20 protein-coding genes are annotated in these 24,883 nt (G+C 64.0%); 4 read left to right on the top strand and 16 right to left on the bottom strand.

Features of this window, described 5'->3' with window-relative positions; genetic code table 11:
* Positions 1-7 precede the first annotated feature (7 nt).
* Complete coding sequence (gene deoC / locus DEIPE_RS01280) at positions 8-682, bottom strand: deoxyribose-phosphate aldolase (protein WP_015234173.1); 675 nt, start codon at positions 680-682, stop codon at positions 8-10.
* A gap of 122 nt (positions 683-804) precedes the next feature.
* On the opposite strand from deoC, the gene prxQ reads away from it, so the two are divergent.
* Positions 805-1,293, top strand: coding sequence for a thioredoxin-dependent peroxiredoxin PrxQ (gene prxQ / locus DEIPE_RS01275; RefSeq protein WP_015234172.1), 489 nt, complete (start codon positions 805-807; stop codon positions 1,291-1,293).
* On the top strand, positions 1,286-1,972 hold the full coding sequence (rpiA, locus tag DEIPE_RS01270; protein WP_015234171.1) for a ribose 5-phosphate isomerase A: 687 nt from the start codon (positions 1,286-1,288) through the stop codon (positions 1,970-1,972). Before prxQ ends, rpiA begins: the two co-directional genes overlap by 8 nt.
* Positions 1,973-1,994: 22 nt before the next feature.
* On the opposite strand, the gene DEIPE_RS01265 is transcribed toward rpiA, so the two are convergent.
* Both DEIPE_RS01265 and rpe read right to left on the bottom strand, forming a co-directional pair.
* Positions 1,995-2,744 (bottom strand): 2-phosphosulfolactate phosphatase, encoded by a 750-nt coding sequence (locus DEIPE_RS01265; RefSeq protein ID WP_015234170.1) that lies wholly within the window; start codon positions 2,742-2,744, stop codon positions 1,995-1,997.
* Positions 2,744-3,400, bottom strand: a complete 657-nt coding sequence (gene rpe, locus DEIPE_RS01260; RefSeq protein ID WP_015234169.1) for a ribulose-phosphate 3-epimerase — start codon at positions 3,398-3,400, stop codon at positions 2,744-2,746. The genes DEIPE_RS01265 and rpe overlap by 1 nt, the downstream gene beginning before the upstream one ends.
* 281 nt (positions 3,401-3,681) lie before the next feature.
* On the opposite strand from rpe, the gene DEIPE_RS01255 reads away from it, so the two are divergent.
* Both DEIPE_RS01255 and DEIPE_RS21875 read left to right on the top strand, forming a co-directional pair.
* Positions 3,682-6,798 carry a DEAD/DEAH box helicase gene (locus tag DEIPE_RS01255; protein ID WP_015234168.1) on the top strand — a complete coding sequence of 1,039 codons (3,117 nt, stop codon included), beginning with the start codon at positions 3,682-3,684 and terminating at the stop codon, positions 6,796-6,798.
* A 244-nt stretch (positions 6,799-7,042) separates the two neighbouring features.
* Positions 7,043-7,474, top strand: coding sequence for a T3SS (YopN, CesT) and YbjN peptide-binding chaperone 1 (locus DEIPE_RS21875; RefSeq protein ID WP_015234167.1), 432 nt, complete (start codon positions 7,043-7,045; stop codon positions 7,472-7,474).
* 149 nt (positions 7,475-7,623) lie between these two features.
* On the opposite strand, the gene DEIPE_RS21870 is transcribed toward DEIPE_RS21875, so the two are convergent.
* The 13 genes from DEIPE_RS21870 to DEIPE_RS01180 form a co-directional block, all read right to left on the bottom strand.
* Positions 7,624-8,391 carry a response regulator gene (locus DEIPE_RS21870; protein WP_015234166.1) on the bottom strand — a complete coding sequence of 256 codons (768 nt, stop codon included), beginning with the start codon at positions 8,389-8,391 and terminating at the stop codon, positions 7,624-7,626.
* A complete protein-coding gene (locus DEIPE_RS21865; protein ID WP_015234165.1) occupies positions 8,388-9,131 on the bottom strand; it encodes a response regulator in 744 nt (247 codons plus the stop codon). Before DEIPE_RS21865 ends, DEIPE_RS21870 begins: the two co-directional genes overlap by 4 nt.
* A complete protein-coding gene (locus DEIPE_RS01235) occupies positions 9,128-11,935 on the bottom strand; it encodes a hybrid sensor histidine kinase/response regulator (RefSeq protein ID WP_015234164.1) in 2,808 nt (935 codons plus the stop codon). The genes DEIPE_RS21865 and DEIPE_RS01235 overlap by 4 nt, the downstream gene beginning before the upstream one ends.
* A gap of 73 nt (positions 11,936-12,008) precedes the next feature.
* Positions 12,009-14,279, bottom strand: coding sequence for a methyl-accepting chemotaxis protein (locus tag DEIPE_RS21860; protein WP_015234163.1), 2,271 nt, complete (start codon positions 14,277-14,279; stop codon positions 12,009-12,011).
* Between the two features lie 101 nt (positions 14,280-14,380).
* Positions 14,381-16,663, bottom strand: coding sequence for a methyl-accepting chemotaxis protein (locus DEIPE_RS21855; protein ID WP_015234162.1), 2,283 nt, complete (start codon positions 16,661-16,663; stop codon positions 14,381-14,383).
* 21 nt (positions 16,664-16,684) lie between these two features.
* On the bottom strand, positions 16,685-17,107 hold the full coding sequence (locus DEIPE_RS01220; RefSeq protein ID WP_015234161.1) for a chemotaxis protein CheW: 423 nt from the start codon (positions 17,105-17,107) through the stop codon (positions 16,685-16,687).
* A 4-nt stretch (positions 17,108-17,111) separates the two neighbouring features.
* Positions 17,112-17,474, bottom strand: a complete 363-nt coding sequence (locus tag DEIPE_RS01215) for a response regulator (protein WP_015234160.1) — start codon at positions 17,472-17,474, stop codon at positions 17,112-17,114.
* A gap of 60 nt (positions 17,475-17,534) precedes the next feature.
* Entirely contained in the window at positions 17,535-18,320 is a 786-nt protein-coding gene (locus DEIPE_RS01210) for an MHYT domain-containing protein (protein ID WP_015234159.1), read from the bottom strand.
* Between the two features lie 458 nt (positions 18,321-18,778).
* The gene (locus DEIPE_RS01205) at positions 18,779-19,633 is read right to left on the bottom strand and encodes an SDR family oxidoreductase (protein WP_015234158.1); all 855 of its coding nucleotides are present in this window, start codon (positions 19,631-19,633) and stop codon (positions 18,779-18,781) included.
* 266 nt (positions 19,634-19,899) lie between these two features.
* Positions 19,900-22,242 (bottom strand): ATP-dependent DNA helicase RecG, encoded by a 2,343-nt coding sequence (recG, locus tag DEIPE_RS01200; protein ID WP_015234157.1) that lies wholly within the window; start codon positions 22,240-22,242, stop codon positions 19,900-19,902.
* A gap of 126 nt (positions 22,243-22,368) precedes the next feature.
* Positions 22,369-22,773: a cytidine deaminase gene (gene cdd / locus DEIPE_RS01195; RefSeq protein ID WP_015234156.1), complete on the bottom strand. Its 405-nt coding sequence runs from the start codon at positions 22,771-22,773 to the stop codon at positions 22,369-22,371.
* Positions 22,763-24,112: a hemolysin family protein gene (locus tag DEIPE_RS01190; RefSeq protein ID WP_015234155.1), complete on the bottom strand. Its 1,350-nt coding sequence runs from the start codon at positions 24,110-24,112 to the stop codon at positions 22,763-22,765. Before DEIPE_RS01190 ends, cdd begins: the two co-directional genes overlap by 11 nt.
* A 343-nt stretch (positions 24,113-24,455) precedes the next feature.
* On the bottom strand, positions 24,456-24,878 hold the full coding sequence (locus tag DEIPE_RS01180) for a diacylglycerol kinase (protein WP_015234154.1): 423 nt from the start codon (positions 24,876-24,878) through the stop codon (positions 24,456-24,458).
* Between the last annotated feature and the right edge of the window lie 5 nt (positions 24,879-24,883).

Raw genomic sequence — 24,883 nt, 5'->3', positions numbered from 1 at the left:
GCCGAACTCAGTAGCCGACCCGGTGCTCCTGACCGGACACGATGGCGACCCCACCCGAGGTGCCCAGGCGGGCCGCGCCCGCCTGAATCATCGCTTCGGCGTCGGCGCGTGTGCGAATGCCGCCCGCCGCCTTGATCAGGGCGGTGTCTCCTGCCACACGCTTCATCAGGCGCACGTCACCGAGCGTCGCGCCGCCCGGACCGAACCCCGTGGAGGTCTTCACAAAGTCAGCTCCGGCACTCAGGGCGGCTTCGGAGGCGCGGACCTTCTGCTCGTCGCTCAGAAAGCAGGTTTCGATAATGACCTTGAGCACTGCTCCTTCGGTGGCGTCACGGACGGCACGGATGTCCGCACCTACGGTGTTCCAGTCGTTCGCCAGGGCGGCGCCCACGTGAATGACCATGTCGACTTCATGCGCCCCGGCATTTACACTGGCGGCTGCCTCGGCGGCTTTCTGGGTGGACAGCACGGCACCCAGCGGAAAGCCGCATACGGTGGCGATCAGCACGGGTGAGCCGGACAGTTCGGCCTGAGCGAGGGGAATGTACACCGGATTGACGCAGACAGCTTTGAAGAAATGCTCGCGCGCTTCCTGGCACAACGTGACAATGTCGGCAGGTGTGGCAGTGGGTTTCAGAAGCGTGTGGTCGATGTACGGCGCGAGATTCACGAGACACAGCATAGCGAGGAATCTTAAGAGCAGTACAAAGAGCGCTCATGAAGCGCGCGGCGCTTGGAGGTTTCTCACAAAGGCCCGCGCGCCGGGGTTTTTACCTTCGCGGGGGTCTTTGTTATGCTCCGCGCATGACACAAGAAGCTGCATTGCAGGCGGGTCAGCCATTCCCGGACTTCGCATTGCCCGACGCCGATAATCACCTGCATCGTCTCGCCGATTACCGTGGTCGCTACCTCGTGCTGTATGTCTACCCCAAAGACGACACACCGGGCTGTACCAAAGAAGCCTGTGATTTCCGCGATCACGCTGAGTTGCGCGCCGAGGGCGCGGCCATCCTGGGGCTCAGCCGCGACGACGCGGAGAGCCACGCGGGCTTCGCGCAGAAATTCAGCCTGAATTTTCCTCTGGTGTCCGACCCCGACGCCACGTTCATCCGCACCATCGGAGCCTGGGGCACCAAAAACCTGTACGGCAAGGTGAGCGAAGGACTCAAGCGTTCGACCTTTCTGATCGCGCCCGATGGAACCCTGGTGAAGGTTTGGAGCAACGTGAAAGTCGACGGTCACGCTGACGCCGTGCTGCGCGAGCTTCGGGAACACAAAGCGCGCCGTGGCTGACCTCGAGGCCCTCAAGAAGGAAGCGGCGCTGCGTGCGGTTGCGCTGGTCGAGAGCGGCATGTGCGTCGGGCTCGGCACCGGCTCGACCGCCAAATACGCGATAGAGGAACTAGGCCGCAAGATCAGCAGCGGAGAGTTGACCGGCATCATCGGTGTAGCGACCTCGAACGCCAGCGAGCAACTGGCCCGTGAGGTGGGCGTGCCGGTCGAGGAGTTCGACTGCCAGCAGTTCGATGTGGCGATCGACGGTGCCGACGAGATCGCGCCGAACCTCGACCTGATCAAGGGGCTGGGCGGCGCCCTCACCCGCGAGAAGCTGCTCGAACTGCGTGCGCACCGGCTGGTGATCATCGCCGATCACACCAAGCTGGTGAAGCGCATCGGTGAAAAAGCCCCGATCCCTGTCGAGATCGTGCGCTTTGGCGTGGCAAGCACCCTGGAACGTCTGCGGGATCTGGGTGCCGGGGGCGAACTGCGCTCGCGGGGAGGTGAGCATTTCGTGACTGATAACGGCAACCTGATCTTCGACGCGCGGTTTGCGCGAATCGACGACGCGTCCGCGCTCGCGCGCGATCTCAAGTTGACCGCAGGTGTTGTCGAAACTGGCCTGTTCCTGGGCATGGCCGAACGGGCGTTTGTCGCTACGCCCGAAGGGGTACGCGAACTGACCCGCGCCTGACCCGGGCGGCTCAGGAAAAGCCTCAGCCCGTCACGAAACGCAGTGCGCCCTCGGTGTCCTGCGTTTCGGCGAGCACGGGAACCAGCGTGGATTCGCTGGGGCGGGCACTGAAGCGTACATCTTCTCCCAGACCCAGACGGCTCAGCACCACCCCGTGGGCGCTGCTCGACAGGGCTTCCAGGGGATCGCTGGCATTGCGCCGCACCGTCAAGGCAATGCGCGCGCCGTCGTCGATGCCTGCCTCACCCATGGACATCAGGTACTCGCACAGCACCCCGGCGGTGTAGATGTCTTCCAGGCTGGCACGGCCGTTGCTGCCCGCGCAGACGATGGCGATCTCCTCGACTGCAAGCGCGCGTGCCCGGCGCGCCGCCGCGTGGGCGTTGCGCAAGCTGGCCAGGAGCACGCGCTTGCCGGTCGCGGCAGCAACGTGGGCGGCTCCTGTACCATTGGTTGTATTCATCACGATGACTTTGCCGGTGAAATTCTGGGAGTCCGCTTCGACAGGGGAGTTGCCGAAGTCAAATCCCGGAATGGGGAGGCCGCCGCGCTCACCCCCGAGCAACACGTTTGCACTGCTTTCGGACGGCCCTTCGCGGTTCTCGCCTGAGCTGCGCAGCTCCAGGGCGCGTTCGGGCGAGGCAGTCAGCAACAGGCTCCGTGCTCCGCGCTCCAGGTACACCCCGGCAGTGGTCGTGGCCCGCAGTACGTCCACCACCAACACCGTGTCAGGGTAGTCGCCGTGCGGTAACAGATCGACCCGCAGTCGCATTACAGGGACTCTCTCAGGCGGCGAAGGCCCATCTCGGCTCCGTCGGGGCCGAACACCGCGCTGCCCGCGACGAGCACTGTCGCGCCCGCCTGAGCGAGCTCACGCGCATTGGCGGCACTGACCCCGCCGTCGACCTGCAGCTCGGCAGGCGAACCCAGGGCGTCCAGCCAGCTGCGTACGGTGCGGAGGCGCTCGAAGGTCGCGGGAATGAATTTCTGGCCGCCGAAGCCGGGATTGACGCTCATGAGCAAGACGAGATCCACGTCGGCCAAAACCGGTTGCAGGTGTGCCAGCGGCGTGCCCGGATTCACAACCACTCCGGCGCGTTTGCCGAGCTCCCGGATCTGCGAGACGGCCCGGTGCAGGTGTCTGGTGGACTCGGCGTGTACGGTGATGCCGTCGGCTCCTGCTGCGGCGAAATCAGCGAGATAGCGTTCGGGGGCCTCGATCATCAGGTGCACGTCGAGAAACAAGTTGGTCGCGCGGCGGGCGGCGGCCAGAATCGGCAGGCCGAACGAGAGGTTGGGGACGAAGACGCCGTCCATCACGTCGACGTGGACGTATTCGCCGCCGCCCTGTTCGATGGAACGCAGCTCTTCGCCCAGGCGGAGAAAGTCACAGGAAAGGAGGCTGGGAGCGAGTTTCACGGAACGCATCGGAACATTCTAACATTCCTCAGAAAATGACGGGGCCAGCAGATGACGAATGGCACGCTCACGCCCCGAGAATTGCTGGCCTTCATCGTCCATTCGTCGCATGTCCCGAACGCGCTCTCGCTTTAGAATTCCCCTGTGACTGGCTTGATCCTTCGGGACGCGACGCGTCCCTGCCCTCGACCCTGGCGGTCGAGCATGACCTCTTGGCGGACTTCTGTACGCCTGGCCCGAAAGAACGCCGAAGCGCCCGTTCCTCGGCCAGCCCGGCGGGGGAGGGTGCAGTGACCAGCGCAACCCAGCCCCTGAACGCCCTCGTCCCACAGGTGACGACCGGCACCTTCCTGATGTTGCCGCAGGTGGCACGTGCGGCCCTTTTTTCGGCGCACCGTGGCCCAGCAGTGCTGCTGACCACGCCCGAACGCGCTGAACTGTACGCCAGCGCAGGGGCGCTGGGCGCGCCAGTCGGTCTCAATCCCGGCTTGCGGGAGTGGGGTGCGCGTCCGCAGCATGTGGTGCTTGATGTCGTGACGGCACTTGATCTCTTTCCACGCGACCCCGACGCGCACGCGCTGGATTTCCGACTGGGCGCGTCTTATCCCCGCCAGGAACTGCTCGCCAAGCTCGAACGCCTGGGTTACGAGCGCGACGAGGACACTGGCTACGTGTTGCGTGGCGACAGCGTCGAGTTGCGCCCGGTCAGCGGACCGCGCGTGCGCGCCGAGTTCTTTGGTGACGAACTCGACACGCTGCGCGAACTCGACGAAAACGGGCAACCGGGAAGCAGGCTCGACCGCTTCGTCCTGCCCCCCGCTGAAGGGTACCTCAGCGACGTGAAGTGGGACGCCACCCGGCTGGAGCTGCTCCCCGGGCGGATATTTCTGGACAGTCCCGAGTTTTACGGCTCGGCACTGGGTCCGCAGCTTGAGACACTCTGGGCGCTCCTGGCCGGACGGGAAATTACCAGCTTCGGGCGCGCACCCCTGGAGCTGCCCGATGGCACATTGCCGATCCGGACGCTGCCGTTTTACCGTGCCAAGCTCTCGGAGTTCGCCTCGGACGTGGATCGCTGGAAGGCCCAGGGATACCGGGTCTTGATGCTGGTGCGCCATGACCGCACCGCCGCATACCTGACCGAAAAGCTGCTGCAGGGCGCCGAGCCGAAGTGGCTCAGTACTCCTCGTGTGCGGGAGGGCGAGCTGGGCTTTCTGCGGGCGATGGGCGAGGGCGGCTTTGAAGTTCCCGATGAGAAGATTGTGGTCCTGACCGAGGACCTCGTGTACGGCTTTCAGGGAGGCAGCGCGCTGCGCGGCAAGAAGCTCTCGGGCAAGCCGGTTGCCGACGCGCTGGGTCTGCAGGTGGGCGATTACCTGATTCATCCGGAGCACGGGATCGGTGAGTTCAAGGGCCTGGAGACACGCACGGTGCTGGGGGTGGCCCGCGACTACCTGCACCTGGAGTACAAGAACAGTGCCAAGCTGTACCTGCCCATCGAACTGCTGCCCATTTTGCGCCGCCACCCGGGCACGACCGACGATCCGCCCAACTTGTCGAGCCTCGACAAAAAAGACTGGTCCAAGGCACGCGAACGGGCCCGCAAAAGCGCCGAGGAACTCGCGGCACGTCTGCTGGTGCAGTACGCCGCACGCCAGATTACGCCCGGCACTGCCTTCATGCCAATTCCCGAGTGGGACGCCATGATCGAGCAGAACTTTCAGTTCGAGCTGACCGAGGATCAGGTCACGGCGCTGCGCGACACCTTCAAGGACCTGGAAGCGTCGTATCCCATGGACCGCCTGATCGCGGGGGACGTGGGCTTCGGCAAGACCGAGGTGGCGCTGCGGGCCGCGCACCGGGTGGTGGGTCACGGCAAACAGGTCGCCATTCTGGTGCCTACCACCCTGCTGGCCGAGCAGCACACTGCTACCTTTCACGCGCGCTTCAAGGACCTGCCGGTGCGCGTCGAGGGCTTGTCACGCTTCACGCCTGCCAAGCAGGAAAGCGCCATTTTGAAAGACCTCGCCGCCGGAAAAGTCGACATCGTCATCGGCACGCACCGGCTGCTGTCGCAGGACATCCGCTTCAAGGACCTCGGAATGATCGTCGTGGACGAGGAGCACCGGTTCGGTGTGGTGCAGAAGGAAAAGCTCAAGGCGCTGCGCGGCTTGCCGGAAGCGTCGCGGCCCGAAAAGGAAACGACCAAAAACAGCAGGCTGGAAATTCCCGAGGGAAGCGTCGCGGTGGACATGCTGTCGCTGTCGGCCACGCCCATTCCGCGCACGCTGTACATGAGCATGGTGGGTCTGCGCGACATGAGCGCCATCCAGACGCCACCCAAGGGCCGCAAGCCCATCCGGACGGTGCTGGCACCCTACGAACCCATGACCATTCGCGACGCGATCGTCTCGGAGATCGAGCGGGGCGGCAAGGTGTTCTATATTCACGACCGGGTTGCCAGCATCGGCTCGCGCTCTCTGTACCTCCGCAACCTCGTTCCGGAAGCGCGCGTGGGCGTAGCGCACGGTCAGATGCCCGAGGAGGCGCTCGAGGAAATCATGATGGGCTTTGAGGAAGGCGCGTTCGACGTGCTGCTCGCGACCACCATCGTCGAGACGGGCCTTGACATTCCTGAAGCCAACACTATCTTGATCGAGCGGGCCGACCGGCTGGGGCTCGCGCAGCTGTACCAGTTGCGAGGCCGGGTGGGCCGGCGTGCCCAGGAGGCCTACGCGTACATGTTTTACCCGCCGCGCATCACCGAGAATGCCTCGAGGCGCCTGTTCGCCATCGCTGACTTGCAGGACCTCGGCAGTGGACACAAGCTGGCCGAAAAGGACATGGAGATTCGGGGCGTCGGCAACATCCTGGGTGAAGAGCAGCACGGCCACGTGCAGGCTGTGTCGATCGAGGTGTACACCGAGCTGCTGGCCGAAGCGGTCGCCAAACTGAAAGGGGAGACCCTCACGGTGCCCGAGTCAGTCAGCATCGATCTGCCGGTGAATGCCCGCCTGACACCCGAGTACTTTGGGAGCGAAGATGACCGCATTGCCTTCTACGGTCGCCTGTCAGAAGCCAGGACCCTGCCGGCCCTGTCGCGAATCGAACGCGATATGCGCAAGCGCTTCGGCGTGCCGACGCCCGAGGTCCAGAACTTTCTGGACCTCGCCAAGCTGCGTCTGACGGCCGTGGCGCGCCGGGTACTTTCGATCGGGGACAGCATGACCCACCTGCAGGTCACGTTCGCGTACAAGGCGCTCGATTACGACGCGGCCGGGCTGCGCAATTTCCCTCACAAGACCGAGGTGGTGCCGTTTCCGCCCTCGGTGCGTCTGGAAAAGCGTGGTTTGAAACCAGACGACTATCCTCACCTGTTGATCGAATTACTGGGCTACTTCGGTTGAGTGCCCGTGAAGCGGGACTTACGGCTGGTTCGTCACGCACGCGTTCAGCCTGAAAATGCTCCATTATTCAACTGGTGGAGCTCCTTCGCCGGGCGGTATGCGCATCAATATACTCTGCTTGCATATTGATGCGCTGTGTAGATTGAGGCTGTGAAGACAGGGGCGGCTATAGTGATGCTTTGATGAGTCAATGAGATATGACTCTTATACAAAGCTTTAGAAAATTGGGTAGAGTGTTTTCAACATGACGCAGCCTTCTTCTCCACTGGTGGAAAAGTATGCAGCCATCCTGACCGAGGAAGGCTACACCGCAACCGTCGATTCTGAAGGAGACCTGTACTTCCGAGTCGAGGGTGGACACTACTTCTTGCGCGTCAATGAGGACGACACGCTTTCGTTCATCCTGCTTTACCCGAACTTCTACGGCATCAAGAGCGACGCGGATCGTCGGCGCGCGCTTGAGGTGGCCTCGGAAGTCAATACCCGCGTGAAGCTCGTCAAGGTGTTCGTCGCCAACAATGACACTCAGGCGTCTGTCGAAGTGCTGCTCGCCAACGAAAGCGACTTCCGTACGGTATTTGCGCGGGCGCTGGGCCAGCTGCGTGCGGGTGTCACCCGTTTTCGCGAGATCGTCCGTGAACGCGCCGAGTGGCCCCACAACGTCCTCAAAGCCTGAGCCGGTACACTGACAATCCTCAAAGCGTGGGCCAAGGCTGGCCCACGCTTTGAGAATTGTCTCCGAGGACTGGCGAGGCCAGCGTCGCCAGAACAGATCAGACAGCGGCCCCCACAGAACGTTCTGTGGGGGCCGCTGTCACTGGGAGTTCAGCTCAGCGCGGTATCGAACTGCGCACGTTGACCCTTGATCACGAATTTGGCCACGGTTGCCGCTCCGGCGTCACGCAAGGTGATGGCCAGTGCGTGCCCGTTGCTGAGCGGCGAGAGCAGCAGGGCCCGTCCGGCATACTCCAGCAACACGCTTTGCCACTCGTCGTTGAAGTGGGCACCAAAGACCTCTGAGGACGTCACGAAAAAGCGCAGGTAACGTGCCAGGGTCGCCTGGTCGGGCAATTCGGCGCCGCGCCAGGCAACCGGAATGCCCGACGAGTCGATCAATACGGCTCCCAGGATGCCCTGCTTGGTCAGCAGCGTGTCGAGCAGCTCGGCCACCACGGGCGCTTGCGCAGGGGCCGCCACGGGCGCGCTCACCACATCGCCGCGGGTGTCGGTGTCGCGCAAGGCTCCCTGCACGATGGGAAGGAGCTCGTCGGCCCGAAAGGGTTTCTTGACGATGCCAACCGCGCCCACACCACGGGCATGGGTCAGCTCGGCTTCGCTGACGATGCCTGAGATCAGCACGACCGGCGTCTGGGCATGGTCGCCGCTGGCCTTGATCTGCTGACAGAGTTCAAAGCCGCTCATGCCCGGCATCAGCACGTCGGCAATCACCAGATCAGCTTTCGTCTGCGCGAGCGACGTGAGGGCGGCCTCGCCACTCTCGGCCATGCGGACGGTATACGCGAGAGGACGCAGAATCGTTTCGAGCGCCTTGCGGACGCTGAGGCTGTCATCAACCACCAGAACTTGGGTCATTTGGGCTCCTGTACCAATGCGGCCGAAGTGGCCGTGTGAATAAAGTTGGTGCGCGGCCCTGCGAGTTCGGCGCGTTGCAGCAGGGTGCGGGTCGGGGTGTCGATCACACGGGGCAGGTCGCCCACATCGAGCACGTAAAAGGCGTAGTCGGCATTGAGGAGCACGTGACTTCCCTGCAGCAGGGCGATCGCGGCCTCTTCACCATCGTGGTAGCCGTAGCGGGCGTTGATGAGCTGCCCTTGCGACAGCCACAGCTCGCCCCCGCAGCTCAGCTGGAAAATCTCCAGCCGTCCGCTGCGGCGTCCCTGCGTGAGTGCCGAGAGCAGGCCGTCGAGCCCCAGGATTTCGAGGTTGCCTTCCACGGCCTTACCACTGCCCAGCGAGTCCCGCAACAGTACAGGCAGAAGTTCCTGCACGGCCTGTGCCGGGCTGGCCGGTGACGCGATGGCGGCATCGTGAATTCCGAATTCGTCGTCTTCTTCGCTGTCGAGCAGCAAGAACACCACTTCACGAAACTGGCTGTCGTCGCGCAGAATCGCCAGCAGTTCACGTCCGCTCATGTCCTCGAGCTGCGCGGCGCACACGATGGCGTCCGGAGCAGTGCGTTCGAGTTGGGTCAGCGCGTGCAGCCCGCTTTCGGCACGCAGCACCTCTGCGCCAGCCGCGCGCAGATATGCTTCGAACTGCGCCGCGCGCGCCATCTGCGACATGATCAGAAGTACGGTGCCAAAAGAGTTCATGCCCGGTGCGCCGCTCCTCGGGTGATTTCGGCGAGCCGGCGGATGAGGCGCGTTTCGTCGATGGGCTTGCTGAAGTACTCGTTGGCCCCAAGCGACATGGCCAGCTGCTGGTGCTTGTCACCCGCACGCGTGGTCATGACGATCACGGGCAGATGGGCCGTGCTGCTGCGGCGACGAACTTCCTCGATCACCTCGTAACCGCTGACGCGCGGCATTTCGAGGTCGGTGAGGACCGCGTCGAAATCCGTGTCCGAGCGCAGCAGTTCGAGGGCGTCGTACCCGTCCGAGGCGGTCACCACGTCGAAGCCACCGCGTTCCAGCATGCGAGCCACGACGCGGCGCACGCTGACCGAGTCGTCGATCAACAGGAGGCGCTGGCGGCGCGAGCTGACAGCCACGGTCGGCCAGGCCTTGTGTCCGCTGCGCTGTGCGTCCAGACGCTCGATGCCCTGAGCGTCCAGCAGCATGACCACCTCACCGGCGCTGGAAAGGGTGGTGCCACTGACGTACGGCACGTGCTCGAGCAGCGGACCGCCCGAGTGGATCGCCAGTTCTTCAAGACCCAGAAACTCGTCGACGGCAATGGCGAGCCGCCTTCCGGCAGTCTCGACCACGATGACCGAGAGTTCGTCGCCGTCAGTCGTCGTGCTTTTCATCTGCGTGGTGTTCATTGTAGCGGCTTCATAGCCCCACAAGGTACGCAGGCGCAGCAGGCGCACCGACTCTCCTTCAACGGTGACCCGTTCGCCCTGCTCGCCCGTGACAACCTCGTCCGACGGTACGCTGCGCAGCGCCCGCACGACGGCGGTCGGGAAGGCGGCAGTGTGCATCCCGACGCGAAACGCCAGGGTTTCTGTGATCTGTTGCGTAAGGGGTACGCGCAGGGTGAACGTGGTACCAACACCCTTCTGGGAGCGCACCAGCACCTCGCCGCCCAGTCGCCGGATGTTGCTGGCCACCACGTCCATGCCCACGCCACGACCCGCTTCCGCCGTCACTTCTTTGGCCGTCGAAAAGCCGGGCAGAAAAATCAGCGCCGTCAGTTCGTCGTCGGTCATGACGGCGAGTTCTTCGTCAGGGACCCGTCCGCGGGCGGCCTCGCGCACTTTTTCGGAGTTGATGCCCGCGCCGTCGTCGCGCACTTCGATGTCAAGAAACGGGCCGTGCTGCGCCGCGTGAACGCTGATGCGCCCCTCCGGTGCTTTGCCAGCCGCCACACGCGTCTGCGGGTCCTCGATGCCGTGAACAAGCGAGTTGTTCAGCAGGTGTAGCAGCGGGTCCACCACCGCTTCGAGCACGAAGGTGTCTACTTCCACGTTTTCGCCGCTGACGTCAAGCGAAAACGCGGTGCCGCCGTCCCGTGTCCGGGCCCAGCGTTTCAGGCGGGTGACGGCCTGCCCGAACGGTACGCGGCGTGCGCGCGCAACCTCACCGCGCAGGGTGCGGGCGAGCTTCGAGAGTGTCTCGCCTTCGTCGTGCAGCGCCGAGAGCTGGGCGTCGAGCTGCAGCTGCAGCTCCGCGAGGTCCGAGGAAATCTCGGTGACCGAGCGCGCCACGATGTTCAGGTCGGTGTAGCTGTCGAATTCCAGCTCGTCGAACATTTCCTGCACCGTCGCACTGACGCCGCGCGCGGCCTGAGGTGCACTTTCGCTTTCGGTTTCCTTTTCGCCCAGCGCCAGGTGCGGATTGAGGTACTTCTCCTCGAATTCGCGCGCCGTGTGCGTCATGCGCTCACGCGCGCGCGAGAGCAGCGCCCCCATTTCCGAAAGTTGACCGAGCTGGTAGGTCAGGCGTCCACGCGTCACGATCAGTTCGCTCGCCATGCTCATCAGCGCGTCGAGTTTCTCGACTGGAACGCGCACGGTGGCGCGGGCGTCGCCTGACGCCGCGCTGGGCGCCGGGGCAGGGGAGGGGGCCGGGGCCGCCTCTGCGCCCGTGTCGGGCATCTCCACCCCGATCAATGCGTTCAGCTTGCGCTTGGTGTGACGAATCACCCGGCCGAGATCGACATTTTCACCTTCTGCGACACGCAGCAGCCGCTCGGCCAGGTCCACGCCTTCGCCGAGGGTGAGCACCACTGCCGGATCGAGGGTGAGCTGGGCGTCACGCACCGCGCTGAGCACGTCCTCGAGCACGTGGCCCAGATCGCCCAGCGGTGAAAAGCCCACCATGTACGAAGACCCCTTGAGGGTGTGTGCAGAGCGGAAAAGTGTCGTGATGGTGTCGGCGCTGAGATCGCCGCTGTCGAGGGCGGCGCGCATCAGCTCGATGTGCTCGCGCGCTTCGGGCGCAAAGTACTCCCATACGTCGGCATTCTCGCGTGCAAAGCGCGTCAGCTGGGAAGCCGCGCCCGCGCCCGTCTGCGACCTGGCGCTTTTCTGGGCAAAGGCGTGGCCTTGCTGATCGAGCAGGCGGCGCAGCAGCGCCGTACCGCCGATCTCGGTGAACTGCAACCCGAGGTCGCCCTCTCCGCGCCGGTTCGAGATGCGCTCCAAAGCACTTCTCAGACAAACGGCGAGGCGCTCGAAGAAGGCGATCAGGCCCGCGCGGCCTTCCTGATCGAGCTCCGGACGGAATTCCAGCAGGCGCTCGGCCAGCGCGGCAAGACGCGACATCTGCCCGAAGCCGTACAGCGCGGTGGTGCCGCGGATGCGGTGGCTGAGTCCGGCGATCTGTGCCAGGGCTTCTTCGCTGTATTGCGTGTCGAGTGCCCCAATGGCCATCTCGAACTGCCCGAAAGCGTCCCAGGAGTCCAGCAGGAAGCTCTCGAACAAGTCACCGGACAGTGTCACGTCCATGGTCATGATGTCACCGGAGTTCCTTTCCCGAGGGCGAGACGTTGAAGTGAAGTGCGGGAGATTGCATGGTCACGTTTCCTCACGAGCTCAGCCGGAAGCGGGCCAGCTGGGCGCTGAGCTGCCGTGCGAGCTCGTTGAGCCGCTCGGCGGAGCGCAGCGTGCGCAGACTTTCCCCTTCGGCCTGAGAAGCGGTGGTGGTGATGAAGCTCACGGCTTCGTGTACCTGCTCGGCTTCGTTCACCTGCTGGCGCGTCACATCGGTGATGCCCGTCGCGATGCGTGCCGACTGCCCGGCGAGCGTCTCGATTTCGCGCAGCAGCTCTCCGGCGCGCTGCGCGACCTGGTAACCGGCGTTCACACCCTGCGCGCCCGACTGCACGCGCGAAGCGAGGCTGGAGATGTCGCCCTGCAGCAGTTTCACGATGCTCTCCACTCGGTACGCGGCGTTCGCGGAATCCTCGGCGAGCTGACGCACACCCTCGGCCACCACCATGAAGCGTTTGCCCGACTCACCGGCACCGGCAGCCTCCAGCGAGGCACCGAGCGCGAGCAGGGTCGTCTGCGACGCGAAGTTCGTGATGGTTTCGGCGATTTCGCTGATTTCTCCCGAACGCGCGGCGAGGGCCGTCATGCTTGCAGAGATGTCCTGCATTTCGCCGCGCAGCTCTTCCAGACCGCGCCGGGTATCCTGCACGGCGGTCTGACCGGCTTGCGAGGCTTCCAGCGTGCGTTCGGCGGCCTGGGCGGTTTCTTCGACCTGCTCGGCCATGGAGCGGAACACGCGGGTAAATTCCTGGGTCTGGACCTGCATGCGCTCGGTGCGTGACGTCTGGTCCTGTGCGGAGCGCGTCAGCACGTTCGACGTGCTGGCCACCTCGTCGGCGCTGGCGTTGACCTGCTGTGCCACCTCGTGTACGTCGATCAGCACGCTCGCCACCTCGTCGAGCGCCAGGTTGATGGCGTCGACGACGTTTCCAAGCACGTCGTCGGTAACCCGTCCGCGGCGGCTGAGGTCACCCTCGGCCACGCTCATGGTCACGTCCAGGAATTCGTTGATGTTCTTTTGCAGCTGCAGCGCATTCTCGCGTTCTTCTGCGTTCTTGAGTTCTGCCTGACGCAGCTGAGCGGCAGCTTCGTTGAACGACGAGGCCACCACGCCAATTTCGTCCTTGCCGCGTGCCTCGACGTGGATGTCGAGTTCACCACGACCAAGCGCCTGTGCGGCATTGGCGAGCCTCGACAGGGGTTGGGTGATCGAACGGGCGATCAGTCCCAGCAGGGTCAGGGCCAGCGCGATGACGGCGCCTATTCCCAGCAGGGTGGTCACACGGCTGACGTTCAGCTGCGTGGCGCGCGCATTCAGGCTGTCGGTGAGGGCGGTGGTCGTGACCTTGGTCATGTCGTCCGACGCGCTGAGGGCTTCCAGGGCCAATCCGTCGAGGTAGCTGACCGTTTCTTTGCTAAATTCGCCGGTTTGCATCGCCGATTCCACGGCGCTCAGGTACGAGGTGACCTTGCCGGACAGGAAGTCGCTGGCCGAGCCCAGGGTTTCGCGAAGCTGAGGACTGGCTTCCAGCACGTAGCCGCTTGTCAGTTCCGTGCGCGCATTGTAGGTGTTCAGGAGCGACATGTTGCCCTTGAGGCGCTCCTGGTACTCGTCAAGCTTGTTCTTGCCTTGCGAGGCGCTCACCAGCATGCGCAGCTCACCCAGTTCCGTCTGCAGGCTGGGCAGGGCGTTGATCAGCAGATCCTGCATTCGGTTGGATGCCAGGTCGGCGTCGAGAATCAGGCCGGAGTTCTGTCCGATGAGGTTGTAAAGCTCGGCGAGGTTGGTGCTGATCAGGCTGGTATACGACTCGATACTGTCGTCGATATCTCCGGCGGTTTCACCACTGCTGCTGAGCGCCCAGAGCTCTTCGAAATCCGAGAGCGGCCCGTCGAGGGCCAACTCCGGATGCCGCTGGGAAGCAGCACGCAGTTCCACCAGGAGCGCTGCGACCTGTGAAGACAGCGCAGCGCCCGCTGCTTTGGCGCTTTTGTCACCCGACGCGAGACGCACACTGACGTTTCCGTGCTGCAGCACCAGCGGTGCCAGCGGGCTGAGCTTTTGCAGTGCGTCCATGCCATGCTGTTCTTCACTCAGCACGTTGATGCTCTTCTGCTGCTGCACGACCAGAAAGGACAGGGGGACGGCCACGGGCACCGCGAAAGCCAGGGCGATCAGGCCGAGTTTCTGGCCGACGCGCAGGTTCGCGAGGTCAATCTTCTGGGGCAGCTGCCGCAGACGACGAGCAAGCTTTTTGGAAGGAGGGGCGGAAGGTGTGATGAGCTGGTCGGCGTTTGATTCCATGGAAGTCGTCCTCCGGGTCGGACTGGTGCGTTGCGCCTGAGGGTCGCACTCTCGGGTGGTCGGTCTGCACCGTGAGACGGTGGCCGACCATCCGAAGGTGTTCAGTTGGACAGACGGAAGCGCGTGAGTTGCTCGGTCAGGCTGTCCGACATGAGGCGCAGCCGCTCGGCGGCTTCGCGTCCGGCCTGCACACTCTGCTGCGAACGCTCGGCGACGCTGGCAATCGAGTTGACGGCTTGACCCACCTGCTCCACGCCCTGCACCTGGGCGCGCGTGGCATCCGAGATCGAGACGGCCAGTTCGGCCGAGCGCTGTGCCAGCTGCGCGATTTCGACGAGGCGTTCACCGGCGGTGCTGGCCACGCGGTATCCCGCTTCCACTTCGCGCGTTCCGTCCTCGACCGAGACGACCACTTCGCCGATTTCGGCCTGCACGCTCTTGATGAGGGTGGCAATGCGGCCCGTCGCCTGGGCAGAGCTGTCGGCCAGCTTGCGTACTTCGTCGGCGACCACCGCGAAGCGGCTTCCGGCTTCACCGGCACCTGCCGCTTCAATCGCGGCGTTCAGTGCCAGAAGGTTGGTCTGGCGCGAAATGCGGGTGATGGTGTCGACGATTTCCTGAATTTCCAGCGAGCGGTCGCCCAGGCCTTTGATGCGCTTGGCGATGCCCTGCACTTCACGGCGGATGTTCTGCATGCCGCTGAGGGTGCCGTCCACGGCTTCCTGACCCTGCTGCGAAGCGCTCAGCGCCAGCTGTGCAGTCTGCGCGGACGCCTCGGCGTTTTCGGCCATGCCGCGAATCGAGGCGGTCACACCTTGCACTTCGCCCGCGACCTCCTGAGCGACGGCGGCGGTCGTGGCGGCACCCTGCACGATCTCGTCGGTGGTGGCGAGCATCGATTCGGCGCCGTGGTTCACGAGGGCCGAGGTATTCTGCACGCTTTTGAGTACCGACTCCAGCTCCTCGACCATCACGTTGATCGAATCGACCACGTTCCCCAGCACGTCTTCGGTGACGCGGCCACGTCGGGTGAAGTCACCTTCGGCGATGTCCATGGTGATGTCGAGGAAGTCGCTGATGTTCTGCTGCAGCAATTCGGCGTTTTCGCGCGCCTCGGCATTCTTGCGGTCGATTTCACGCAGCTGCAGTGCCGCGTCGTTGAAGGACTGTGCCACCACGCCGATTTCGTCGTTGTTTCGCACGTCGACGCGCACGTCCAGCTCACCGCGTCCCAGGGCCCGGGCGGCGCTCGCCAATTGGCTGAGGGGCTTGGTGATCGAGCGGATGGTCAGCAACAGCAGGCCGAGCGCGAGGCCGAGCACGATGGTCACGACCAGCAGCCCGGCGTTACGTTCGCGCTTCAGGCCAGCGACGCGCTGATCGAGCATCCGGTTGAGTTCGCCCAGGGCGATGGTGCTCAGGTTGACTACCGCGGTGTTGGCACTGATGGCCAGGTCATTGATGCCGGTCGCCGCGTCGACGCTCATGGTGCTCGTGCCGGTTCCGGAGTTGGCGATGGTGCGCAGGCCCTGCAGGTAAGGCTGGCTGGTGTTCTTGACTTCACTGGCCGCCGCCACGAGGGACTTCTCCAGGCGGGGAGAGACGCTGGCTGCGTATTGGGCGCCGCTCAGCAGATCCTGCACGGTGGCTTCCGCCGCTGCCGCCTGTACGGCGAAGCTGGTGCGCTCGGTCAGGGTGGCCGATCCGCGCGCGGCGGCCAGGGCCACCTGCAGGCGCATCTGCTCGAGGCTCCACATCAGGCTGGGCAGCTGGTTGACGACGGCCGTCATGGCGTAATAGGAGTCCAGGTTCGAATCGAGGATCAGGTTGGAGTTGTTGGCCACCGCCGTGATGAACGGTCGGATGTGCTGCGTGCTGAAATCGGTGTAGGCCTTCAGCGCTTCCTGCGGGGGCAGGACTTCAACGGTGTCCTTGAGGGCGCTCCAGTTGACCTTCAGTACTTCGAACTGGTCCTTGACGGGAATCGAGGGGTACTTGTTGACGACGGTTTCCAGCACCGCCAGGTCGGATACGACAGCGTTCGCGGCTTCTCCGAGCGCTTTGTCAAACGCGTCCAGGTCCGTCGAAGGCAGGGTGACGACGGCGGCGTGGCGTGCCACATTGACCTGCAGGCTGGAAAGTGGGACGAGGTACTCCGCGCCCCGACGTTCCAGTTCCGCGAAGTTCACCCCGCGTTGCACCTGCACGGTCAGCAGGGCCAGCAGGCTGACGATGGGCAGCGCGAAGAGCGCGGCGATCAACGCCAGCTTCTGCCCGACTCGCAAATTCTTCAGCGATTGCCCGAGCTTGAGCGGCGGTTGGCCCTTGCCGAATTTATTGAGCAGTTTGATGCGGTTAGGGGCGTGGTCGGCCTGTGTCTGCATGTGTCACGTCCTTTGGAAAGGTCAGGAATTGAGGTGCTGCGCGAGCGTGTGCATCACGCGAACCGGGTTGAGGGCTTCGACGTCGTGGCCAAGTTGCTGTACGGGTGGAGCGCTCATTTCGTGAGGCTGCGCCTCGGTGACGATCTCTCCGAAACCCAGTACGTCGTCAACCGGAAACGCAAAGGTGTTGCCTTCGACGTCGGCCACGACGGCCCGGGCATCGGGGCGGCGCACATCGTGGGTGCTGCCGGCTCCCAGCAGCGTGTGGAGATCGACGAGGGGGACGATGCCGCCGCGAACCGGAATCAGGCCGAGCAGCAGCTCGCTGGCGCGTGGTACGGTCGTGATCCGTTCAAGCGCCACAACACCGCGCGCCGAGCTGGCGCTCAGCGCGAAGGTCCGCTCACCCAGGCGCACGAGCAACGCGCGCGCGGTGTCGCCCACGGTCTCAGCCCACCACCTTTCGGACCGCGGCCAGAACCTGCTCGGCCGTGTAGGGCTTGGTGATGTACTCACTGGCGCCCTGACGCAGGCCCCAGCGCACGTCGGTGTCAGCCGCCTTCGAGCTGACCAGCACCACCGGCAGGTCCTTGGTGACCGGATTGCGCTTCAGTCCACGCAGCACTTCGTAGCCGTTCTTGGCGGGCATCACCACGTCGAGCATCACCAGATCGGGTTTCTCGCTGGCAATGCGCTCTTCGGCCAACGTGGGGTCGTTGAGTGCGGTGACCGTGTGGCTGCCGGAGGTCAGAATGCTCTCCATCAGCTTGAGGTCTGCGTTCGAGTCGTCGACAATTACGATTTTGGCCATGTGACTGCTCCTTGTGGAAAGAAATGATGTTTGGGCGAAATGGACGAAAGCGGCAGCCGCTCAGCCGCCGTGTTCCTGAAAGACTTCGCTGCCGTCACTGTTCATGACGATGCTCAGCACCGTCACACCCAGCATCAGCAGCGTGGCAAAAGCCACGACCGTCACCATGGTGGTGGCGTCGATGAGGCCCGAGACGCCGGATCCGAGGATGCCGAGCCAGCCATCTCCTGTCCCCGTAAAGCTTCCCGTGCTCAGGCTGGAGTAATGGGACACGGTCACGGCAACGCTCAGTCCGAGAGCGACCAGCGTGCGGGTACGCACGCTGGCCGTTGGCCGCCAGGCGTCACGCTGTCCATTGACGAGCGTGAACAGCCAGAGCGCAATGCTGCACGAAACCGCGCTTACACCCAGCCCCCAGCTTCCTGGCGCAGCCTCACCTGAGGGACCTGACACCACCGAGGCCATCCCGACCAGCGAGGTGGCATACGCTCCAAGGCCGAACAGCACGATTCCGCCGCAGCGGACTGGCCAGATTTCGGTCTGACCCATCCTGAGTGCAGCCATCGTGCAGCCGACTGCCACGACACCGCTCGCCAGGACCAGGTTGAGGTCATACGCCGCCCCAGTGCTGCGACCAACGATCAGGAGATCAACCGCCTGAATGGCCCACACGCCGTATCCAAGAATGAAACCCTGAACGGTCCACCACAAACCCCACCGGGCACCGTTGGCTTTGTGCGCCCGATCTCCCAGATCCAGTGCCAGCAGCGAGGCACTCCAGGCAAGCAGGCACGAAAGCGCCAGGAACATTCCGTTCCAGCTTGATGCAATGTGTGGTGTCTCCATTTTCAGTTCCTTGATAAAGCGCGGGGTGGGCGGCCGGAGTTCAAAGCAACAGGCGAGCACGAGTGGACGAAAGTAGGAGCCTCCTTTCCGGGTACTGCGGGACGTCGGATGTCCATTTACTAGAACCTCATGAACCTCAAGGCAAATTAACATCGGCCTTCTGACAAGAGCCTTACAGGCCAGTCAGAAAGCGGGAACTGCTCACACGGCAAAAAACGCGCCATCACGCTTTCTCCCTGCCACAGAAAGCGCCGACCTTTCAGGCGTCGGCGAAGGCTCAGAAGAAGTCTTTTCAGACCATACTCATGAGTCGAATCTGAATGCACGCGTGGGCGCGGACAGCGCCAAACACTCTCCAGGAAATCTGCGGTTTCACGGGATGGCTCGGGCGATGGGGTCAGGCTGACCGGGTGCTCAGCACTTGCCGGGCGTTATTCGGTGTGAGGGGCTTTCCTGGGTCAGCGGGTTTGGATCATCTCTTCACTGACCTGCCAGAGCCGGAGGGCGGCCGCGTCGTCGAGCGCGAACGGCGCGGGCTGGGCTACGCGCTCGCGGGCAAAGTAGCGCCCGGTCAGTCCATCAACTGCCGGGCTGGACGCGACATAGACGCTGGTGCGGGCGCCCTGTTCCTGAGTGCGTGCAAAAGGGGAGAGCACGGTCCACAGCAGTCCCGTCATGCCCCGGTTGTTTTTGCCGAAGCCAGAGGCCACCACACCCGGATGTACGGCGTTGGCGCTGACGCCGAAAGGACGCAGCCGACGCGCCAGTTCACGGGTGAACAGTATGTTGGCCAGCTTGCTCTGCGCGTACGCCCGAAAACCGTGGTAGCCACGGCGACCTTCCAGGTCACCCCAATTCATCGTGCCGGCACGGTGGGCTTCGGACGCGACATTGACGATGCGCGCACCTGGTGACCGTGTCAGCAGACTCAACAGCTCGGTCGTCAGGAGAAAATAGCCCAGATGGTTGACTGCCCAAGTCTGCTCGATGCCCTCGGGCGTCTCACCACGCTCGGCATGGAGCGCTCCGGCATTGTTCACCAGGATGTCGAGGTGTTCATGGCGTGCCTGGAAACGGGTGGCCAGCGCGCGCACCTGAGACTGCACTCCGAGGTCGGCCAGCAGCCCTTCGATCTGGTGATTGCCGGTGGCAAGACGCAGTTCGTCCACGGTAGCCCGAGTTCTGACGGGGTCGCGACCCACCACGGTGACCCGCGCACCCTGCCGCGCCAGCTCGCGCGCCGTGACCTTGCCGATGCCGCCGGTTGCTCCGGTGATCAGAGCGTTTTTGCCTGAAAGGGTCAAGTCCGCCATGGGGCCAGTGTAGGGCCAATGTAAGCGTGCGGCGCTGGGCAGACGAGACTGCAAAAAGGGAGAGGCCGGGGCGTCTGCCTGTCCGACCTCTCGCTGCGCGCGGATCTACTTGCCCGCTCAAAGCTGCGCTTATGACTCACAGTCTGTCAGTTCACTCGTGGCAAACATGTCACTGCGCGGGGAGCAGTTTTGGTCGGACGTTGAACGAGTGCTGAACCGACATTTACCTGCGGCTGAGCGGCAGGCTCGCGGTGTCAATTCAGGGCTCAGATCACCTCACGGTATGCCACCTGCGCTGCCCGTTCCTGCAACTCGCTTTTGAGTGCGTTCAGGCGGGGATGCGCGAGTTGCGGATCACTTTTCAGCATCGCTTTGGCAAGTTCGCGGGCGCGCTCGATGACTTCCACGTCGCTGATGATGTCACCGAGCTTGAGGTCGGGCAGGCCAGACTGGCGGGTGCCGCGAATCTCGCCGGGACCACGCAGTTTCAGGTCAGCCTCAGCGATCACGAAGCCGTCCGTATTGCCCTCGATGACCTTGAGACGCTGCCGCGTCTTCTTGCTGTGGTCTCCGGCAATCAGGATGCAGTAGCTCTTGAGGCTGCCCCGACCGACCCGACCGCGCAACTGGTGCAGCTGGGCGAGGCCGAAGCGTTCGGCGTTCTCGATCACCATCACGGTCGAGTTCGGCACGTCCACGCCCACCTCAATGACGGTGGTGGACACCAGCAGATCGAATTCGCGTGCGCGGAAACGTGCCATCACGTCCTCTTTCTCGGCGGCGCTCATCTTGCCATGCAGCAGCGCGATGCGCGCCTCCGGCAGCAGGCCACGCAGATTCTCCGCGAGCGCGGAAGCGGCCATCAGCTCGGTGAGCGTCTCGGATTCGTCGATCAAGGAGGCCACCACATACGCCTGACGGCCCTCGCGAATCTGGGTCATCACAAAACCGTACGCCTGCGCCCGGTGGGTATCGGCGAGCAGCTTCGTTTCGATGGGCGTGCGGCCCGGGGGCAATTCGTCGATGATGGACAGTTCCAGGTCGCCGTAAGCGGTCAGCGCCAACGAACGCGGAATGGGAGTGGCGCTCATCACCAGCACGTCGGGGCGGCTTTGCAGCAGCTTGCGCCGTTGCATCACCCCGAAGCGGTGTTCCTCGTCCACCACGGCCAAACCGAGGTTGTTGAAAGTCACGCTTTCCTGAATCAGGGCCTGCGTACCGATCACCACGTCGATTTCGCCGCTTGCGATGGCGCGCTGCATTTCGGCCTTCTGTTTGCCGGTCATCGCCCCGATCAGCAGGCCCAGCCGCACGCCAAGCGGATACAGGTAGCCCTGCAGATTGGCGAAGTGCTGCCGGGCCAGAATCTCGGTGGGCGCCATCAAGGCGCCCTGGTAGCCGTCGCGCGCGGCGAGGTACAGCGCGCAGGCGGCCACGGCGGTTTTTCCGCTGCCCACGTCCCCCTGCACCAGCCGGGCCATCTGCCGTTCCGAGCGCATATCATCGGCAATTTCCAGCAGCACGCGCTTCTGCGCGCCCGTAAAGCGAAATGGCAGTGACGCCTCGAACGTCGACATGTCCTGTTCGCTCGCCGAGAACCGCTTGCCGAGCAGCACCCCTTCCTCGCCTTGCAGCAGCACCCGCAGCTCCAGAAACAGGTACTCGTCGAAGCGCAGTCGCGCCATGGCGCGTGTCAGGTGATCCTCGTCAGTGGGAAAATGAATGCCGGACAGGGCGTCGGCGAGGTCGGTCAGCGCGTAGCGCGCACGCGACGGCGCGGTCAGGTAATCACCGAGGTCGGTGCGCGCGAGGCACTGCTGCACTGCCCGGCGCAAGAACGCCTGGCTGATGCCGTCCTTGCTGTCGTACACCCCCACGATGCGGTTGATCGAGAGGCTGTCCTTACCCTCGTCCTCAGTTTCGAAGTATTCCACGCCCAGTTGCAGGGTACGTCCGAAGCGCTTGGCGCGGCCGGAGACGATCAGACGTGCACCTTCCCTGAGCTGCTTTTCCACCCATGGCTGTGAAAACCAGGTGCAGCGAACCTTCTGCCCCCAGGCGTCCTGCAATACGGCCTCCAGAATCAACATGCCCGGTTTGGGTGTGCGGCGGGTCTTGGACACCACCACGCCTTGTACCGTCAGCTTCTCGCCGTCCTGAACGTCTTGCAAGTTGGGCAGGGCGCGGCGGTCCTCGTGCTTGCGGGGATAATGGTGCAGCACGTCGCGCACCGTCCGGAGCCCCAGGGCGTGGAGCTTCTTCACGCTGCCCGGTCCCAGGTCGAGTTTGGAGACTTCATCGCCGGGTTGCAGCCGCGCAGTGGGATCGAGCGTCACGGGCGGAGCGCTGCGTGCCCCAGTACTGCGCTCAGTGCTCGGGCGGGGCGCGTCACTGAGCAACGCCAGCGCTGCACGCAAGCGCTCGCCACGTTCGTCTTCGTCCATTGCCGCATAGCCGCGGAGGGCCTCGCGCACCTGCGGAAAGGGTTTGCCCAGATGCTCCAGCAGCTTTTCCACGCCGCCTGCCACCACACGGTTGCTGCAGCCGGTCAGCAGTTCACGCTCCAGCGGTTTGCGAAGTTTGTCGCGCAGCTCCTGCACGGTGGCCATCGCCCGGAAGTATACCCGCTCGGACCGAACGGCAACCGGGACGCCGCCCACGCGTGCCCAGTACGCGCACGAGAAGGGGTTCAGGCCGTGCGGCCTGAACCCCTTCTCCGAAGCGCCGAGCCTACTCTATTCACCCAGACGAAAGCCGTGAGGCAACAGCTCCTTGACCTGCAGGGAAAGGACTTCTCCCAGGTGATTGACGCAGGTGACCTGCGCTTCTGGGGCGAACTCGAACAGGACCTGCCGGCACGCGCCGCACGGGCTGGCCGGTGGGCTCGCCTCGCTGTACACCACGACCTCGGTAAAGGTGCGCTGCCCCGTGGTGGCCATGGCCTGCACAGCACTCTGCTCTGCGCAGCGCCCCAGACCGTAACTGGCGTTCTCGACGTTCGCACCCGCGAACACCTCACCGGTCGGGGTGCGCAGGGCCGCTCCCACGCCGAATTTCGAGTAAGGCGCGTAGGCGTTGTGGTAAGCCTGTTGTGCGGCGCTCAGGAGTTCGGCATCGGCGGTCTGTTGATCAACTGTCATATGCGGCGTCTCCACCGCTCTCGAGGAGCGGAACGGGTTGAATTTTGCTGGCCACCACCTGAATCACGCGGCGTTGATCGGCACCCTCCACCAGAAACTCCCAGCCTTCGGACTGAAACCGCTCGCCAACCGTGGGAATGTAGCCGAAGTGCTGGGTGACAAAGCCCGCGAGCGTATCGAACTCCCCGGCTTCTTCCTGCCCGTCGAGTTCCACGCCGAGCACTTCTTCCACCTCATCGATGTTGAGCGAGGCGTCCAGCCGGTAGACGCCCTCGCCCAGATGCTCGACCTGCACTTCCGCTTCCTCGTCGGTTTCGTCGTAGATTTCGCCGACGATCTCTTCGAGTACGTCTTCCAGCGTCACGAGTCCTGCCGTTCCACCGAACTCGTCCACCACGATGGCCATGTGCGATTTGCGTTCGCGCATGGTCCTCAGCAGGTCGCTCACCCGCATCGATTCGGGAGCGTAATAGGTGGGCCGCACGATATCGCCGATGGTGACGTGATCGAGCTCTTGCAGGTGCTTCAGCACATCCGAGGTGTGCACGATGCCGATGACGTTGTCAGGTGTGTCGCGGTAGGCGGGCACCCGTGAGTACCCGTGCTCCTCGTTGAGTTCCAGCACCCGCCGCAGGGTGGCGCTGGCGTCGGCCAGCACCATGTCGACCCGCGGCGTCATGATCGAACGCAGCATGGTGTCCGAGAGGTCGAAGACGTTGTAGACGAGTTCCTTCTCATCGTCCTCCAGCACACCTTCCTGACTGGAGGCGCTGACGATCATGCGGATTTCCTCTTCGGAGTGGGCGGTGTGGTGACCTGACACCGGCTTCAGTCCGATCAGACTCACTACCCCGTTCCCGAGGGCGTTGAGCAGATAGATCGCCGGACGAAACACGAACGCGAAGGCCATCAGGGGACGCACGACCCACAGCGAGGTCTCCTCGGAGCGCTGAAGCGCAATGGATTTGGGCGCCAGCTCTCCGAAGACGATGTGCAGAATCGTGGAGATCGAGAAGGCGATCGCGAAGGACGCGGTGTTGACGCTGCCTTCAGCCAGACCGGCGCGGCTGAGCGGGCCTTCCACGAGGTGGTGAATGGCAGGCTCGGCGATGAAGCCGATGCCCAGTGAGGCCATGGTGATGCCCAGCTGCGTGGCGGCGATGTACAGATCGAGATTGCGCACCGCGCGCTGTGCGATGCGCGCGGCACCGATGCCTTCCTCGGCAAGCTGGTCGATGCGGGTGCGCCGTACGCTGACAAGCGCGAACTCGGCCGCCACAAAAAATCCGTTCAGCAGGACCAGAAAAAACAGGGCCGCGAGGCCGAAAATATCACTCATCGAAAAGGCGCGCTCCTACGCGCCGCGAGGCCGCGGACTTCGGTGTGGTTATGCGCGGCCTGCAGAAGAAGCGCCTCCAAGGCGCTCTCCGGGTGGTTATCGCCCAAATATTTACAGCCGAGACACTTCCACTTACAGCAAAGGGCCGCCCCGTGTTGGCGCAAGTCGCGTGCGAGCGCAAGTCCGTGGGCGGCGTGGGCCTCGGAGCCAGAACTGGGAGGCTCGTCCATAAGATCAGCAGATTGTAGCACGGAGGCTCCGTGCCGTTCGTGATGAACGAACCCTGTCGAGTGGTCCGCGAGAGCCGGGGCGTCCGGCCAGGCCACATCAAGGGTGACCCGCGCTACATGCCAGCGGCGCTCCACAGACGCGGCAGGAATTCGGAAGCGCCCACCAGCAGCGCGAACACTGAAGCGAGCAGCACCGCGCCCGCCCCGGCGTCCTTGGCAATTTTTGCCAGTGGGTGAAACTCGGGTGATACGAGATCGACCACCGCCTCGATCGCCGTGTTCACCAGTTCGAGGCTCAGCACCAGGGCACACGAAAGCAGGATGGGCGTCAACGGTACGCGCAGGAGCACGGCGAGGATGATGGCCAGCGCGGCGCAACCCACTTCGGTACGAAAATTGGGCTGGGTGCGCCAGGCATGGGCCAGCCCGCTCAGCGCGAAACGCGCGGCAGTGCACCAGGTGTGAATGCCGGCGTGCGGACTTCGGGCGCCAAACGAAGCGGCAGGACCGGGCCTGGAAGAGCGAGGCGGCCTCATGGCCC

The sequence above is a fragment of the Deinococcus peraridilitoris DSM 19664 genome (assembly GCF_000317835.1).
Classification (GTDB): Bacteria; Deinococcota; Deinococci; order Deinococcales; family Deinococcaceae; genus Deinococcus_A; species Deinococcus_A peraridilitoris.
This window is presented reverse-complemented; position numbering and strand designations above follow the sequence as displayed.

Excerpts from the sequence above, each read along its gene's own strand:
- DEIPE_RS01265 (WP_015234170.1), bottom strand. The coding sequence starts at position 2,744 with ATGCGACTGCGGGTCGATCTGTTACCGCACGGCGACTACCCTGACACG.
- DEIPE_RS21860 (WP_015234163.1), bottom strand. The coding sequence starts at position 14,279 with ATGGAATCAAACGCCGACCAGCTCATCACACCTTCCGCCCCTCCTTCC.
- DEIPE_RS21865 (WP_015234165.1), bottom strand. The coding sequence starts at position 9,131 with ATGAACTCTTTTGGCACCGTACTTCTGATCATGTCGCAGATGGCGCGC.
- DEIPE_RS01205 (WP_015234158.1), bottom strand. The coding sequence starts at position 19,633 with ATGGCGGACTTGACCCTTTCAGGCAAAAACGCTCTGATCACCGGAGCA.
- DEIPE_RS21870 (WP_015234166.1), bottom strand. The coding sequence starts at position 8,391 with ATGACCCAAGTTCTGGTGGTTGATGACAGCCTCAGCGTCCGCAAGGCG.
- recG (WP_015234157.1), bottom strand. The coding sequence starts at position 22,242 with ATGGCCACCGTGCAGGAGCTGCGCGACAAACTTCGCAAACCGCTGGAG.
- deoC (WP_015234173.1), bottom strand. The coding sequence starts at position 682 with ATGCTGTGTCTCGTGAATCTCGCGCCGTACATCGACCACACGCTTCTG.
- DEIPE_RS21875 (WP_015234167.1), top strand. The coding sequence starts at position 7,043 with ATGACGCAGCCTTCTTCTCCACTGGTGGAAAAGTATGCAGCCATCCTG.
- cdd (WP_015234156.1), bottom strand. The coding sequence starts at position 22,773 with ATGACAGTTGATCAACAGACCGCCGATGCCGAACTCCTGAGCGCCGCA.
- DEIPE_RS01235 (WP_015234164.1), bottom strand. The coding sequence starts at position 11,935 with ATGACCATGGACGTGACACTGTCCGGTGACTTGTTCGAGAGCTTCCTG.
- DEIPE_RS01190 (WP_015234155.1), bottom strand. The coding sequence starts at position 24,112 with ATGAGTGATATTTTCGGCCTCGCGGCCCTGTTTTTTCTGGTCCTGCTG.
- rpe (WP_015234169.1), bottom strand. The coding sequence starts at position 3,400 with ATGCGTTCCGTGAAACTCGCTCCCAGCCTCCTTTCCTGTGACTTTCTC.
- DEIPE_RS21855 (WP_015234162.1), bottom strand. The coding sequence starts at position 16,663 with ATGCAGACACAGGCCGACCACGCCCCTAACCGCATCAAACTGCTCAAT.
- DEIPE_RS01215 (WP_015234160.1), bottom strand. The coding sequence starts at position 17,474 with ATGGCCAAAATCGTAATTGTCGACGACTCGAACGCAGACCTCAAGCTG.
- prxQ (WP_015234172.1), top strand. The coding sequence starts at position 805 with ATGACACAAGAAGCTGCATTGCAGGCGGGTCAGCCATTCCCGGACTTC.
- DEIPE_RS01180 (WP_015234154.1), bottom strand. The coding sequence starts at position 24,878 with ATGAGGCCGCCTCGCTCTTCCAGGCCCGGTCCTGCCGCTTCGTTTGGC.
- DEIPE_RS01210 (WP_015234159.1), bottom strand. The coding sequence starts at position 18,320 with ATGGAGACACCACACATTGCATCAAGCTGGAACGGAATGTTCCTGGCG.